10 protein-coding genes are annotated in these 15,069 nt (G+C 62.5%); 2 read left to right on the top strand and 8 right to left on the bottom strand.

Annotation, left to right across the window (positions count from 1 at the left end):
• Positions 1 to 96: 96 nt before the first annotated feature.
• The 5 genes from NVV93_RS04785 to NVV93_RS04765 all read right to left on the bottom strand — a co-directional run bounded on the left by NVV93_RS04785 (position 97) and on the right by NVV93_RS04765 (position 6,051).
• Positions 97 to 912: a CoA ester lyase gene (locus NVV93_RS04785; RefSeq protein WP_258253303.1), complete on the bottom strand. Its 816-nt coding sequence runs from the start codon at positions 910 to 912 to the stop codon at positions 97 to 99.
• A gap of 180 nt (positions 913 to 1,092) precedes the next feature.
• Entirely contained in the window at positions 1,093 to 2,298 is a 1,206-nt protein-coding gene (locus NVV93_RS04780) for a CaiB/BaiF CoA-transferase family protein (protein ID WP_258253302.1), read from the bottom strand.
• Between the two features lie 202 nt (positions 2,299 to 2,500).
• Complete coding sequence (locus tag NVV93_RS04775; protein ID WP_258254292.1) at positions 2,501 to 3,850, bottom strand: MmgE/PrpD family protein; 1,350 nt, start codon at positions 3,848 to 3,850, stop codon at positions 2,501 to 2,503.
• Between the two features lie 150 nt (positions 3,851 to 4,000).
• Complete coding sequence (locus NVV93_RS04770) at positions 4,001 to 5,161, bottom strand: acyl-CoA dehydrogenase family protein (protein ID WP_258253301.1); 1,161 nt, start codon at positions 5,159 to 5,161, stop codon at positions 4,001 to 4,003.
• Positions 5,162 to 5,223: 62 nt separating this feature from the next.
• Positions 5,224 to 6,051, bottom strand: coding sequence for a MaoC family dehydratase N-terminal domain-containing protein (locus tag NVV93_RS04765; protein WP_375162905.1), 828 nt, complete (start codon positions 6,049 to 6,051; stop codon positions 5,224 to 5,226).
• 118 nt (positions 6,052 to 6,169) lie between these two features.
• On the opposite strand from NVV93_RS04765, the gene NVV93_RS04760 reads away from it, so the two are divergent.
• Positions 6,170 to 7,063 (top strand): LysR family transcriptional regulator, encoded by an 894-nt coding sequence (locus NVV93_RS04760; protein WP_258254290.1) that lies wholly within the window; start codon positions 6,170 to 6,172, stop codon positions 7,061 to 7,063.
• Here NVV93_RS04760 and NVV93_RS20085 read toward each other — a convergent pair.
• From NVV93_RS20085 to NVV93_RS04740, 3 genes are all read right to left on the bottom strand, one after another.
• On the bottom strand, positions 7,060 to 9,528 hold the full coding sequence (locus tag NVV93_RS20085; RefSeq protein WP_309137385.1) for a LuxR C-terminal-related transcriptional regulator: 2,469 nt from the start codon (positions 9,526 to 9,528) through the stop codon (positions 7,060 to 7,062). The genes NVV93_RS04760 and NVV93_RS20085 overlap by 4 nt on opposite strands.
• A gap of 270 nt (positions 9,529 to 9,798) precedes the next feature.
• Positions 9,799 to 11,166, bottom strand: coding sequence for a DUF1329 domain-containing protein (locus NVV93_RS04745; RefSeq protein WP_258253300.1), 1,368 nt, complete (start codon positions 11,164 to 11,166; stop codon positions 9,799 to 9,801).
• Between the two features lie 28 nt (positions 11,167 to 11,194).
• Complete coding sequence (locus NVV93_RS04740) at positions 11,195 to 13,105, bottom strand: DUF1302 domain-containing protein (protein ID WP_258253299.1); 1,911 nt, start codon at positions 13,103 to 13,105, stop codon at positions 11,195 to 11,197.
• Between the two features lie 560 nt (positions 13,106 to 13,665).
• On the opposite strand from NVV93_RS04740, the gene NVV93_RS04735 reads away from it, so the two are divergent.
• A complete protein-coding gene (locus tag NVV93_RS04735) occupies positions 13,666 to 15,000 on the top strand; it encodes an MFS transporter (protein WP_258253298.1) in 1,335 nt (444 codons plus the stop codon).
• The last annotated feature ends 69 nt before the right edge of the window (positions 15,001 to 15,069 follow it).

Genomic DNA, 15,069 nt, shown 5'->3' with positions numbered 1-15,069 from the left:
CTCACCCCGGATTGCATCCGGGCTACGCCACAGTTAGCAGAGCGCAACCGTCCGAGCGGACGGCCCAATAGTTGCCGAAGCTATTAATTCTCGAAGCTACTCGCCCGCCGCCGCCAGCAAGCGCCGGGCGCGATTGATCACCGGCGCATCGACCATCTGCCCATCAAGCGAATACGCCGCCGCACCGTCGGCACCAGCCGCGACCACCCGCCGCGCCCAGGTCAGTTCCTCGGCCGTCGGGGCCAGCGCCGCATGTACCACGGCGACCTGCTTGGGATGGATACACAAGGCGCCGCCCAGGCCCATGTCGCGCGAACGGCGGATTGCGTCAGCCAGGCCTTGATCGTCGTTGAACGCCGGGTAGACGCTTTCCAGCGGTGCTTGCAGATCATTGACACGCGAGTGCAGGACCAGCGCACAGCGCAATTGGTCGAGCATGATTTGCGCGCCTGCCGTGCCAGTGCTCAGGCCCAGATCGAGGGCAAAATCGAGGGCACCGTAACTCATGCCCTGCACACCGGAACAGGCGGCCAGTTCCGGCAGCGCCAGCACGCCGAGCGCACTTTCAATCAACAGCCACAGCGGCTTACCGCAGGAAGCCGCGCCATGCACCTGGGCCGCACGCTCGGCTTTGGGCAGCATTACCCCGACCACCCCATCGAGCTCGCGGCACAGCGCCAATTCAGCCGTGTGTTCGGTATGGCAGGCCGCGTTGATGCGCACCCACACGCGCGCTTCGGGATGCTCGGCGAGAAAGCTGCGCAGATTATCGCGCGCCTGGATCTTCAGCGATTCCTCGACTGCATCCTCGAAATCGACGATCACTGTGTCGGCGCCGACCGCCAGGGCCTTGGCGAAACGTTCTGGACGGCTGCCGGGCACAAACAGCGCCGTGCGGATGAATTGAGTCATGGGGTATTCCTTAGGGGTTCGACGGACCGTTAGGGCCTATTCACGATCTTTCAGGAGCAATAGATGGAATCCCCCTCGCCCTTTTGGGGAGAGGGTTAGTGAGGGGAGGATGATCAATCCTCTCCCCTACCTCGTCCCCGCAGCTGGGGGATAAGGGACTCCAAAATCAGGAGCAGCAGCTCAGACCGCGCCGTTATCACGCAAGCGCTGGATATCGGCCGGCGCATAACCCAACTCACCGAGCAGGCTGTCGGTATGCTCGCCGAGCGCGGGCACGGCGTCCATCCGCGGGGTAAAAGCGGCATTGCGGCCCGGCGGTAGCATGGCTGGCAGCGTGCCGACCGGGCTGTCGATCTCGCGCCAGCTGTCGCGCGCCTTGAGCTGCGGATGGTTCCACAAGCCCTGCATGTCATTGACATGGGCGTTGGCGATTTGCGCCTGCTCCAGGCGTTCGACCACTTCCTCGGCCTTGAGCGCGGAGAACGCCTCGACGATCGCCGCACGCAAGGCATCGCGATTGGCCACGCGCAGGGCAGTGGTGGTGAAACGCGGGTCGTCGAGCAATTCGGCACGCTGCAGCACGCTCTGGCAGAACGCCGCCCACTCGCGATTGTTCTGCACACCGAGCATCACCGTACCGCCATCACCAGCCGGGAATGGTCCGTACGGGTAGATGGTGGCGTGTGCGGCACCGGCGCGGGCCGGCGGGGTGGCGCCCTCGAAGGCGTAATACATCGGGAAGCTCATCCACTCGGCCATGCTCTCCAGCATCGACACGTCGATTTGGCTGCCAACGCCGGTCTTGCCACGCAGCAGCAGCGCCGAGAGGATGCCGGTGTAGGCGTACATACCGGCGGAAATGTCGGCGATCGAGCAGCCGGCCTTGGCCATCTCGTCTTCACCCGGGCCGCCAGTAACCGAGAGGAAACCGCTCTCGCTCTGGATCAGCAGGTCATAGGCCTTCTTGTCCTGGTAGGGACCGCCTTCGCCATAGCCGGAGATGTCGCAGACGATCAGCCGCGGAAAACGCTCGTGCAGCGCCTCGAACGACAGGCCCATGCGCGCTGCGGCGCCCGGAGCGAGGTTCTGCACCAGCACGTCGGCCTGGCCGAGCAGTTGATCGAGCACGGCGAAGGCGTCGGCCTGCTTGAGGTCGAGCGACAGGCTTTCCTTGGAGCGGTTGGTCCACACGAAGTGCGACGCCATGCCACGCACGCGCTCGTCGTAGCCACGGGCAAAGTCACCGACACCGGGCCGTTCGACCTTAATCACCCGCGCGCCGAGATCGGCCAGCTGACGGGTGCAAAACGGTGCGGCGATGGCGTGCTCGAGGCTGATCACGGTGATGCCGTCGAGCGGGCGGGGGTTCTGCGTGGTGTCGTTCATTTCAAATCCTGCCGATTCTTGCGTTTCCGTAGACTGGGTCGAGCGAAGCGATATCCAGCGTCATACCGATGCAGCGCATATTGGGTATCGCAAGCTCAACCCAACCTACGGGCATTGGTCACTCAGACCAGAGTGTAGGGCGGGTGAAACCCGCCATGTGCCGCCAGTCATTTCGCGGGTTTCACCCGCCCTACGCCACCCATCAGACGATGGCCTGGAGATCATCCGTCTTGTGCAGCGCCCAGACCTTGGCGATCAGTTCAGCGCCTTGCGCTTCGGTGCGCGCACCGGAGAACGCCAGCAAACGCTGGAACTTGTCTTCCAGCTCGGCACGGCTGAGGGTGTTACCCGGATCGCCTTTGGGCTCGTCGATGGCGGCGGTGAATTTCCGCCCGTCGGTGCAAAGCACCTCGACACGACCCAACCAACGCTGTGGGTAGGCACCGTCGACTTCAGGATCGAGGACCATCTCGGTCTTCTCGCGCACCGCGGCGACATGTGGATCGCTCAACGCATGCTGCTCGAATTCGACCAGTCCGGCCTTGCCATACACGGCGATCAGACCGAGCACGGCGCCCATGGAGAACTTCGCCTGGTGCACGCTCTGCGGCACCACCACGCGCCCCAGTACATCGATGGCGCCCTGGTGCACACGGGTGGTGATGTGGGCGAGTTGCTCGTGGCTGAGCCCTTCGCGCTGCATCAGCAACAACAGTGCATCGGCGGCCGGGTGGGTGTGACGGCACGAGGCGTGGAACTTGAACGAGGTCTCGGCCAGCGCCCAGCGCGTGCCAAGACGGTCGACCAGCCACTTGGCGTCGGCATCCTTGGACATCCCGGCGGCCATGCCCTGCTCGCCTTCGAGGATGCTCTTCGCGCCGGTCAGACCGTCTTCGGTCAGGTAGGCGGCGAGCAGGCCATCGGCGGCGGCCTTGGCGGTATGCAGCTGCTTGGAGTCCGCCGCGTCGCGGAGGAATTCCCACAGCCCGGCGGCCTGGGTGCCGGCGCTGCCCAGGCAATTGACGAACTGCTCGGTATCGAAGTCGAGCAGCTTGCCCACCGCCACGGCAGCGGCCAGGGTGCCGACCGTCGCAGTGGTGTGGAAGATGCGGTAGTGCGAGCGGCCCATGAACTCGCCGATGCGAATGCCCGCTTCATAGCCGGCCACCGAGGCGAGGATCAACTCACGGCCGGACTTGCCGAGGTCCTGCGCGGCCGCCAGGGCTGCCGGGAACACCACGGTGGCCGGGTGCAGTACCGAGCTGTTGTGCAGGTCGTCCTGCTCGATCAGATGCGAACTGGCAGCGTTGACCAGTGCGGCGAAGTACGCCGAGCTGCGCTTGCCGTTGACCAGGATCTGGCAGCGACCATCGGCCGGGCCCATCTTCTCGGCATACCGCTCGAACAGCGGAATCGGGTGCTGGCCCTGGCTACCCAAAGCCGAGGCGAGCCAGTCGAGGAACAGGTCTTCGGTGCGCTCGACCACCGCCTGCGGCAGGTCTTCATAACGCAGGCCGGCGAGGAATTCCGCTAAAGCGTATGTGTTGTTCATTTTGTTCTCACTCATCGACTTTCCAAGACCTCGCGAGCTAGAGCAGGACAAGGCGGAGACGAATGAGGATGCGCAGTTTGCTGAAGCAAATGAGCACATCCGAATTCGACTCCAACGCAGTCATGCCGACGCGCAGCAGGTCGAACCTGATTAGAACGAACGCGGCAGGTCGAGAATGTGCTCGGCCACGTAGGACAGGATCAGGTTGGTGGAGATCGGCGCCACCTGGTACAGACGGGTCTCGCGGAACTTGCGCTCGACGTCGTATTCGCAGGCGAAGCCGAAACCGCCGTGGGTCTGCAGGCAGGCGTTGGCCGCTTCCCAGGACGCCTTGGCGGCCAGATACTTGGCCATGTTGGCGCTGGCGCCGGCGTTCAGCCCGGCGTCGTATTCCTGGCAGGCTTTCCAGCGCATCAGGTCGGCCGCTTCCACTTCGATATGCGCTTCGGCGATCGGGAACTGGATGCCTTGGTTCTGACCGATCGGACGACCGAACACAACACGGTCGTTGGCGTAAGCGCTGGCTTTCTCGATGAACCAGCGGCCGTCACCGATACACTCGGCGGCGATCAGGGTGCGCTCGGCATTCAGGCCGTCGAGGATGTACTTGAAGCCCTTGCCCTCTTCGCCGATCAGGTTTTCAACCGGGATTTCCAGGTTGTCGAAGAACAGCTCGTTGGTCTCGTGGTTGACCATGTTGGGAATCGGCTGCACGGTCAGGCCGTTGCCGATGGCTTCGCGCAGGTCGACGATGAAAATCGACATGCCCTCGGACTTCTTCTTCACCTCGGCCAGCGGCGTGGTGCGCGCCAGCAGGATCATCAGGTCGGAGTGCTGGACGCGGGAGATCCACACCTTCTGACCGTTGACCACATACTTGTCGCCCTTGCGTACGGCGCTGGTCTTGATTTTGGTGGTGTCGGTGCCGGTGGTCGGCTCGGTCACACCCATCGACTGCAGGCGCAGTTCGCCGCTGGCAAGCTTCGGCAGGTACTTGCTCTTCTGCGCTTCGCTGCCGTTACGCAGCAGGGTGAACATGTTGTACATCTGGCCGTGTACGGTGCCGGAGTTGCCGCCGCAATGGTTGACTTCTTCGAGGATCACCGAGGCTTCGGCCAGCCCCAGACCGGAACCGCCGTATTCGACCGGGATCATCGCCGACAGCCAGCCGGCCTTGGTCATGGCCTCGACGAAGGCCTCCGGGAAGCCTTTTTCATCATCGATCTTGCGCCAGTAGGCGGCGTCGAATTCGGCGCAGAGGGCGCGCACGCCTTCACGGATGGCATTCAGTTCTTCGCTGTTCGGATTCATGTGGTTTTCCTCGGTGCTTGTCTGGTTGGCGCGCCCCTCGCAGTGCACGCCGGAAATTGGTTTCAGTCGAATTCCACTTCGGCGCGCTGGGCGATACCGCTGGCATTGGCGGCCCAAAGCTCGGCCTTGCCGGCCGCAACGATGCGCCCGCTCACCTCGAACGACTCCGGCGCGATCAGCGGACGCTGGCCGCGATAGCTGAAGCGACGCAAACGTGCCTGCGGGTTGGCGCGGCAGAAAGCTCGCAGGTTGAGCGTGGCGATCAACGGGCCGTGAACCACCAGCCCAGGATAGCCTTCGGCCTCGGTCACGTAGGGCCAGTCGTAGTGGATACGGTGGCCATTGAAGGTCACGGCCGAATAACGGAACAGCAGGGTCGAAGTGGGCGCCACGGCCTCGCGCCAGTCGCCGTCGGGCGCGGCCTCGCCAGCACCGAGTTTCGGCGGGGTCGGCTCGCGGTAAACGATATCTTGCTCTTCCCGAAAAGCCAGACGGGCGTCTTGCAGATAGTCGTGGCGCACGGTGACGAACAGCAACGCGCCGGTGCGGCCGAGCTTTTCTTCGACCTGGGTGATGGTGCTGACCCGCGTGACCGGGCCGCCGACCCGCAGCGGCTCATGAAACTCGAAGCGCCCGCCCGCTGCCATGCGGTTACGGTCGTTCGCCGGGGGCAGAAAACCACCGCGTGCCGGATGACCGTCCACGCCCAGGCCAGCCTCGTCCACCGGATTTGGCTCTTGGAAGAACGCCCAGTGCCACAGCGGCGGCAGCGCTTCGCCGACGGCCGGCATGGGCTCGCTCAGCGTCGCGGCGAGACGCTTGACCAGCGTGGCGCTCACTTCCTCATGGGTTTCTTCGGTGCGGCCCAACCAGGCGCTGTAATCGCTCATGGCAATTCTCGGTGGTGTCTAACGTTTGGCGAGCATGAAGATTGGCTTGCGTTCTGTGAATCAGCATTTCAATAATCCTGCATTCGTCAATACCGAACACCATGACTGGGACTTTTCCATGCACTTCGATCTGGTCGACCTGCGTCTATTCATTCAAATCGCCGAATCGCCGAGCCTGACCCAGGGCGCCCGCCGCGCCTTCCTCTCGCCCGCCGCAGCCAGCGCTCGGATCAAGGCTCTGGAGGGCCAACTGGGCAGCCGCTTGCTGTATCGCGACAATCGCGGGGTCGAGCTCACGCCCGCCGGTCAGCTGCTGCTGCAACACGCCCGCCTGATCCTGCGCCAGGTGGATTATCTGAAGAGTGAGTTCACCGAACACGGCGCCGATAAGGCCGGGCACATCCGTATTTTTGCCAACACCACGGCAGTCACCGAATTCCTCCCCGAAGTGCTGGCCGGCTTTCTCGGCGAACGGCCGGGCGTGACCATCGACCTGCAGGAAAAATCGACCCGCGACATCGTCCGCAGCGTGCTTGATGGCTCGTCCGACCTCGGCATCATTGCCGGCCCGGTGGCCGCCGGCGGCTTGCAGGTGCTGCACTTCAGTACCGACCGACTTGTCCTGGCGGTACCCAAGAACCACCCACTGGCCCAGCGCAGCCAGGTCACCCTGCAAGACACTCTGCAGTATCAGCATGTCGGCTTGCCAGAAGGCAGCACCCTACAAAGCTTCTTGCGCGAGCAGGTGGAGCGCATGGGCGCCACTTTGTCACTGCGCATCCAGGTCACCAGCTTTGAGGCGATCTGCCGGATGATCGAGGCCGGCGTTGGCATCGGCGTACTCCCCGAAACGGCGGCGCGTCGCCATAGCCGCACCATGCAGCTGAGCGTCATCGAGCTGAATGAGCCCTGGGCAATACGTGAGCGCAGCATATTGGTTCGCGACCTCGAAGCGCTGCCTAGCTACGTGCGCGCGTTGATCGACACGCTGCGACCGCAGGCGCCGGACTAACTCAAGATGCCCAGCGCCTTGGCGCGATTGATCGCTTGGGTGCGACGTTTGACATCGAGTTTGGTGTTGATCTTCTTGGTGTGCGTCTTGACGGTGTTCAGCGAGATGAACAAGGCGCTGCCAATTTCCTGATTGGACAAGCCCTCGGCCAGCAACTTGAGCACCGCCAGCTCGCGACCAGTCAATTCGATGCGTGCATCGCCGCTCACTTCCAGCGGCAGCGTCGGTGCTTCATTCGCCGCATCGGCCTGCCAGTCGCGCAACAGACTGTTGAAGCCGATGTGCGCCGCCGGCTGGCCAACCAGCCGCTCCCGAATGCGTCCGTCGGCCTGGCCAATTCGCGCCAAGGCCAAACGCGCCTCACTGGCCAACCCGCCAAACTGCAAGTGCTCGCATTGTTCGAGCAGATCGGTCAGGCGTCGAGTGGCCTGCTCGACCAGCCCGACTTCGTATTCGGCCAACGCCATCAGCAACTCGTTGCGCTGCGGCAGCGATGGGGTATGCAACGGTGGTACGCGGGTCGTCGGATTCTGCAGACATTCGGCGGTGGCCCGAGCAATCGGTAGGACCTGCTCCCAGCGCCCCTGCCGCCCCAGCACGCGCATGACCTGTAGGTCGATCACATGTTTGTAGCAGCGGCTCAGCACTCGGCCGCAATGCATCCGCCGCTCTGCATCGTGCAGATAGAGCAGCGCCTGATTGAATTCGCCACGGCAGGCCGCGACCTCGGAAAGCACTGCCAGGCCATGCAGGATCAGCGGATCACCGCACTCCTGGGCATGTTGCAGGCCGCTCAGCGCCGCCTCCGTAGAGGCATCCAGATTGCCACGCAGCAGCTGCAGCTCCCCTTGCAAGAACAGCAACGGGCCGAGTAACAGGCTGTGCCACCGATGGTCGGCTTCCACCAGGCGGAAGGTTTCCTGCAGCAGAGCCTCGGCCAAATCCAGCTCACCGCGCAGAATCATCAGGCGAATACGATCGGTGTTGATCAGCACCTCGCCGATGATTCCGCCTTGCCGGCGCGCCAGCTCGACCGCTTCCAGCAACATCTGCTGACACTGCTCAGCATTGCCGGTGGCCATGGCAATGCGCGCCAGCGTCGAGCAGCAGAGCAGCGCCGTGCGCCAGTCTTGTTCGCACAGATCGTTGAGCGCCGCCCGGCAGTGCAGCGCCGCCGCTTCGGCGTTGCCGCTCAGGCCTTGAATAGCGCCATGCAGCGCCTGCCAATTGGCCAGCAAGCGGCGGTTGCGCTGCGGGTCCGGCTGCGGCAGAAAATGCCCTAGTCGCTCAACGCACACCGCCGCCTCGTCCAGCCGCCAACTGAACAGCAAAGCCCGGGTACAGAGGCAGATCAGCCGCGGCGTACTTTCCAGCAACGGTCCGGGCAACTGTTCGCGCCAGGCGAGCAAGTTGCGCAGATGACGGTCGGTGTAGAGCCAGTCCAGTTCCAGGTGCTGCATATAGCTGGCAGCCACTTCCGGCTGATCGGCGCGCAGTGCCTGCTCGATGGCTTCGTTGACATGCCCGGCGGCATTCAGCGCCTGACAGGAGCGCAACCGCAGCCGGCTGAGCTCCGCCGCGCCGAGGCGATTCTGCAGGGCAAACGCCACCGCGGGCAGCATGCGGTACCAGATACCTTGCGGATCGAGCGGCAGGAAAAACGCCTGGCATTGCAGCAGGCGCTTGAAGACCAGACCGCCGCTCTGCTCCTCCCAGAGCTGATCGCACAATTCGGCGGAAATTTTCGGCAGATGGGCCAAGCCAAGCAGGATGCTGCGCTCTTCATCATCGAGACGCTCGAGCAATTCATGCTCCAGATAAGCCCGCAACCAGGCGAGGCCACCTGCATCGGTCTTACCCTTGTTCGCCTGGCCACACAGCAGCAAGCGAATCCCGGCACACCAACCTACGGTGGTCTGCCAGAGTTCCTCGCGCCCCTGCAGCGAGGTTTGCTTCGCCAGCAGATCCACCAGCGCTTCAAATTCCGGGCGAGAAAAGGTCAACTGTTCGGCATCCAACTCCAACAATTGACCCTTGAGGAACAGTCGCGGCAGATTCCAGTTCGGCCGCTGTCGGCAGCTAACCAGCATCTGCACTGGCGACGCCGACAGGGCCAACAACTGGTCAAGCCACAGGTTCAACTCGGCCGAAGCCTCGGCGGGGTAATCATCCAGGATTAGCCAGACCGGCTCGGTACATCGCTCGAAAAAGCCCAGCAGGGCCGGTCCATCGGCAATCCGCTGATGATCAAGGCCCAGCTCTGCAACGACGCCGGCGATCAATTGCGCTAACGCCAGGGGCTGGCCGGCAAAGTCGAACCAGACGACACGACTCGAGGAAGGTAGGTGATTCAGACACTCGCTAAGCAGCACACTCTTGCCGAAACCAGCCGGAGCACAGAGCAGGCGCAGGCGCTGCTTGCCCTCAATTAGCGGGTCGAGGAGCCGCTGACGGCTCAGATGCATCGAAGGCAAGCTCGGTACGCAGGCGAATGAACCGCGCGCGGTAGAAAGATCGGAGCCAAGAGCCTGCATGCCGTAACCCGCTATGTGCAATTAAGGTGACTCGAACGTATTCATGCGCAGGCACGCGAGCGCCTGACATATACCCAAAAGGTAGTAGCCAGTAAGAGTGATAGCTGAGGCGAGAGTAGTCGACTAGCGCATTTAAGGACAATTTCTAATCAGCACAACGCCCCGCAGGTGCGGGGCGTTGGTTTACCGCGGTTTTTTAGATCAGCGGATACCTGCGCTGCGCAGGGCCGCTGGGGTGAAGTCAGCCGAGTTCGGCGTAGTCCCGAACTGAACCCCACGCTTGGACTCGTTGACCATGCCGAGCACGACATAGCGACCGGCGATCAGGTCATAGAGCCCCTGAGCGGCATAGCCGGCGACGCCCTGCTGGTAGTCGTTGGCCACATAGCCCTCACCCACACGCCAGAGCTGACCACGACCGTCGTAGTGATCGACCTCCACGGCCGCCCAGGTGTCCTCATCGAAGTACATGTGGCGCTTGGCGTAGATGTGACGCTCGCCCGGCTTCACCGTAGCCTCCACCTCCCACACGCGGTGCAGCTCATAGCGGGTCAGCTCCTGATTGATATGCCCGGCCTTGAGGATGTCCGCATACTTCAGCTTGGGCGACTGCAGCTTGTAGTTGTTGTAGGGGACGTACATCTCCTTCTTGCCGATCAACTTCCAGTCGTAGCGGTCCGGCGAGCCGTTGTACATGTCGGAGTTATCCGAGGTACGCATGCCGTCGGCCGCGGTGCCCGGGCCGTCGTAGGCCACCTGCGGAGCACGACGCACGCGCCGCTGGCCGGCGTTGTAGATCCACGCCAGGCGCGGCTCCTTGACCTGGTCGATGGTCTCGTGAACCAGCAACACGTTACCCGCCAGACGCGCCGGGGCCGTCACGCGCTGCTTGTAGTAGAACAGGATGTTAGCGCCCTTGTCCTTGTCCACCCCCTGCATGTACTGCGGGAACGCCACTTCGTCCTCGAACTCGACAATCGTGAAAGAACCATTGGCCTGCGGCGCCGCCTGGGCAACCTGCCGCTTCTGGTTCTCGCCGCGATAGCGGGTCATGTGGTTCCACACCACTTCCACACCATTCTTCGGAATCGGGAAGGCGTAGTAGTGGGAGTCAGCGAAATTGCTCAGACCGTTGCCGTCGTTGATCGACTGGGTGTTCAGCGCACTCTTCTTCGCGGCGTCGTAGATCGTCTGCGGGGAGGCGGCCGTGCGCTGGGTCTTGTACACCGGGATCTTGTAGGTGCTGGCATAACGTTTGAACATGGCCATCTGACCCGGGGTCAGCTTGTCCTTGTACTGCTCGGCATTGGCCGCGGTGATGGTGAACAGCGGCTGCTCGCCCTCGAACGGATCGCCGATAAAATCATTGACCACCGGCGCCGCACCGGGCTTCAAGCCGCCAGTCCAAGCCGGAATGCTGCCATCGGCATTGCCTTCCTTTTGCGCGCCCAGTGGCGTCAGGCTGGTGCCCAGCTTGGCTGCTTCGTCCGCCGAGACGGCGGCCATCACACTGGTACTCAACAGGGTCAGCGCCAGGGCGCCACAGGTCAACACACTGATTTTTTTCATATTATTTTTATCCTTTGTCAGTTGACCGTTAGAAGTTCACGCCAAAGCTGAGTGCGACAAAGTCGCGATCGCCGTTGGTTGTGAAGTCCCCACCGAAGAAGTCTGTGTAGCTCAGGCTGGCGGTATAGGTGTTGGCGTATTCGGCATCCAGACCCAGGCTGACGGCCTTGCTGCCTTCCTCGAAGGTCGGGCCGCTGCCATCGACATCATGCGACCAGGCCAGGCTGGGCGACAGGTTGATGCCGGCGATCACGTTGTTGTAGTTGAGGATGGCGCGACCGCGATAGCCCCAGGAGCTACTGGTGTAGTAGCCCTTGTCGTTGCATTCCCGCTGCAGGTTCTGGGGGTTGGGGGTGCCGGCGCCGCACGCATTGGTGCCGCCAGGGCCGGAGTCGACCATCTGGCCGGCACCGAAGATCGGACTGCGGCCGAAGCGGATGTCGGTACCATCGGTGTCGCCCAGGCCATTGATATGGCTGTAACCCACCTCGCCGACCAGGGTCAGGCGGCTGGCGCCCCAGATCTGGTCGATGAACTTGGTTGCAGTCATCTGGGTCTGGAAGACCGGCATGCGCTTGTAACCGGCCACGTAGTTGCCAAGTCCTGGCGTGGCACCACCGCCTTGGAAGACTGGTGAGATGAACGCAGGACTGCCGTTCGCCCGCCCAGGTTGGGTAATGGCGGCGAAGTTCAGGTCGGCGGTGTTGATCTGCAGCGGCATGTTCGGCCGGTAGCTCATCTCGCCGCCCAGGGCGACGCCTTCCAAGTTGGTGGCGAAGCTCAGACCGTAGAGGCGGATGTCCTCCGGGTATTCCCAGAAGTACTGGGCAGTGGTTACCCGAGTGAGCTGGTTAACGGCCGTTTGAGCAGCCGTACCGGAGGCAAAGCGCGTGGTGGTCTGATTGAAGCTGAGGTTCGGGTTACGGCTGTGGTAATTCAGCGCGTACGCGCCGAACTCGGTGTCGTTCAGCTCCGGCACGAACCAGCGCATGGCTACGCCGAACTGGCCGCCGTCGCGTGCGTCCTTGTCCGCGATACGCGGCATGTAGACGCTATCCGTACCCGCCAGCGCCCCTAGAACGCTGTTGTTCGATTCACCCGGCGGCAGGTCCGGACCGGCAAACACCAGGCGGTCGTTGCAGCCGCCCTGCAGCGGATCGACGCCGGCGAAGAAGGTGCCGCAGTTATCGGTAACGGTTTTTTCCCATTCGATCTGGTAGAACGCCTCGGCCGAAATGTTCTCGCTGAGGTTCTGCGACATGTAGAACATGTTGACCGGAATCAAGCCTTCCTTGACTTCGGCACCAGGCCGACGCAGCGCGGCGACGTCGAGCGGGTTGATCGCGTTGATGCCGTTCTGGATGAAGGTGCTCTCACCCCAGCTCACCACCTGCTTGCCGAGACGCACGCTGCCCGGCAGCTCGCCGATGTTGTAGTTGTGGTAGACGAAGGCATCGAGCAGCTGCGTGCCGGAAGACTTGGCTGCACGGTCGCGACCGCTGTCGTCGATGTCGTAGAACAGGCGATGCTCGTCCTTCAGCTCGAAGTCGTACCAGTACTTGCCGCGCACGAACACGCCGCTGTCGCCATATTTCAGCTCCAGGTCGTGCAGGCCCTTGAAGATCTTCGAGAAGGTCTCGCCTTTCTTGAAGTTGACCCGCCCGTCATCGGCGGTACGCGAGGCCGCCTTGCCCTTGCCGTTCGGGTTGTTCGGGGCGCCAACGTTGTGGTCCCCGAACGCCGGGTTGAAGTTGGACACGAAGTCCGGGTCGGCCGAACGCGTGCCCCAGCTGGCGCCCACCGACATCGACGAATCGAACTGCCCCTCGATTTCCCCAATATTGAAATTAATAGCCTGAGCCTGTGCGCTGACACCCAAGGCAACAGCAGCGGCTAGTAAATGCGGCTGAAAGATTCCGCGCATTGTTCTTGTTGTCATATGCGGCGCTCCAGTTCAAGTAGGTTGGAAACATCATGCTAAACAGCCGCTCTGGCAATTCATAAGCACCTGAAGAGGCGATTTCCGCTCACCCGATAAGGTGAGGACGATATGTTACTCCCGCTGAACAGGGCCTGGAAAACCCAGCCAAATGGACGTTTTTCGAGGCACGGAAAAAGCCTTTGGTACGGAGGGTTACACCGCCTACCCCGCCGCTCGCCGCGCCCCCCCTTGACAGAGCCCGCACAGTCCGCGGCCTGGCGAACTTCTGACGACCCATCCGCGTGCCGAGTGCGGCCCGCATTGACCCGCCGGCTACCCTACTGCTCAACAGCGGTAACACCGGCCATGCGTTCAGCAAAACCAAACGCAGGGTTAAACAAAACAGTATTTCGTCCCCCGCCTCGGCACTGCATGGTTGCTCTCCAAGAGCTACTCAAATGGGCTGTAACCGCTTGCCGGCATACCCTGCACGAGCGATTGGCGAGACAGCGACTCGAACCGCCAAATCGTCCAGAACAACAAGAAATATTCCGCTTTGAAAGCGCAGGAGCGACGCAATGAGTTATGCAGTTGAACCTTCCTTAACGGCGACCGCGGAGTACTCCGCAAGCGCGACAAAGGCCGTCTACCGCAAAGTAATCTGGCGGCTGATTCCGTTCCTGTTCCTCGCCTATGCGATCAACACCATCGACCGCCTCAACATATCCTTCGCCAAGCTGCGCATGGCCGAAGATATCGCCCTCACCGACGCCGCCTATGGCATCGGCGCGGGGATCTTCTATCTCGGTTACATCCTTTTCGAAATCCCCAGCAATATGTACATGCAGCGCGCCGGCGCCCGCGCCACGATGACGCGGATCATGGTGCTGTGGGGCATGGTCACGGTGGCGACCGCCTTCGTTACCACGTCGAATCAGTTGATCGTCGCGCGCTTCCTGCTCGGCGTCGCCGAAGCCGGGTTCTTTCCCGGCGTGATTCTCTACCTCACCTACTGGTTCCCACCGGCCCTGCGTGCACGCATCACCGCGGTGTTCCTGATGGCGGCGATGATCTCCGGCATCGTCAGCGGGCCGCTGGCAGGCTGGATCATGACCCACATGCACGGCTGGATGGGTCTGCGCGACTGGCAGGTGCTGTTCGTCCTGGAAGGTATCCCCGCGATGCTGATGGGAGTAATCGGCTGGTTCTGGCTGGCCGACCGGCCTAACGACGCGAAGTGGCTGAGCCGCGAGGAGAAACAGCTGATCAACGACGGCCTGGCGAAAGACACTCAGGCGGGCAAGCCGCACATGCGCCTCGTGGAGATTCTGCGCATCCCACAGGTGTACATCGCCGGCCTGGTGTTCTTCTGCATCTACAGCGGCTCGAACACCGTGTCTTACTGGATGCCGACCCTGATCCGCGGCTTCGGCGTGGAAGACCTGAAAACCATCGGCATGCTCGCCAGCCTGCCGTATATCTGCGCCCTGGCCGGCATGTACCTGCTCGCTCGCAGCTCCGACAAGCATCTGGAACGCCGCTGGCATCTAGCCGTGACCATTCTGGTTAGCGCGATGTGCTTCTTCCTGCTCGGCCCGGCGCAGAGCAACCTAGTGTTATCGGTGGCGCTGATGAGCATCGGCGCGGCCTGTGCGCTGTCTGCTGTGGCGCTGTTCTGGAGTATTCCACCGGCGCTGCTATCGCCTGCTGCAGCTGCCGCGGGGATTGCCGTGATCAGTTGTATCGGTGGCTTTGCCGGGGTGGTCAGTCAGATCGTGGTGGGCGCCATTAAAACCGCCACTGGCAGCCTGTATATGGCCTTTGACGTGATCGGCGCGGTACTGGTGATCGGCGCCTTGATCTTGCTGATTGGCATCCCGGCCAAGGCGTTGAAGGAGCGCTCCCATCACTAGCCAGTAATGGCACGCGATAGGCGCACGGGAGGGCGATTAGCGATTAATCGCCCTCAGTCCGTCCGAGCC

This window comes from Pseudomonas sp. LS44, from assembly GCF_024730785.1.
Taxonomy (GTDB): Bacteria; Pseudomonadota; Gammaproteobacteria; order Pseudomonadales; family Pseudomonadaceae; genus Aquipseudomonas.
Note: the sequence above shows the minus strand (reverse complement) of the source record. Positions and strands in the feature narration are given on the sequence as shown.

Coding starts and splice junctions, on each gene's coding strand:
- NVV93_RS04785 (WP_258253303.1), bottom strand. CDS start 912: ATGACTCAATTCATCCGCACGGCGCTGTTTGTGCCCGGCAGCCGTCCA.
- NVV93_RS04780 (WP_258253302.1), bottom strand. CDS start 2,298: ATGAACGACACCACGCAGAACCCCCGCCCGCTCGACGGCATCACCGTG.
- NVV93_RS04775 (WP_258254292.1), bottom strand. CDS start 3,850: ATGAACAACACATACGCTTTAGCGGAATTCCTCGCCGGCCTGCGTTAT.
- NVV93_RS04770 (WP_258253301.1), bottom strand. CDS start 5,161: ATGAATCCGAACAGCGAAGAACTGAATGCCATCCGTGAAGGCGTGCGC.
- NVV93_RS04765 (WP_375162905.1), bottom strand. CDS start 6,051: ATGAGCGATTACAGCGCCTGGTTGGGCCGCACCGAAGAAACCCATGAG.
- NVV93_RS04760 (WP_258254290.1), top strand. CDS start 6,170: ATGCACTTCGATCTGGTCGACCTGCGTCTATTCATTCAAATCGCCGAA.
- NVV93_RS20085 (WP_309137385.1), bottom strand. CDS start 9,528: ATGCATCTGAGCCGTCAGCGGCTCCTCGACCCGCTAATTGAGGGCAAG.
- NVV93_RS04745 (WP_258253300.1), bottom strand. CDS start 11,166: ATGAAAAAAATCAGTGTGTTGACCTGTGGCGCCCTGGCGCTGACCCTG.
- NVV93_RS04740 (WP_258253299.1), bottom strand. CDS start 13,105: ATGACAACAAGAACAATGCGCGGAATCTTTCAGCCGCATTTACTAGCC.
- NVV93_RS04735 (WP_258253298.1), top strand. CDS start 13,666: ATGAGTTATGCAGTTGAACCTTCCTTAACGGCGACCGCGGAGTACTCC.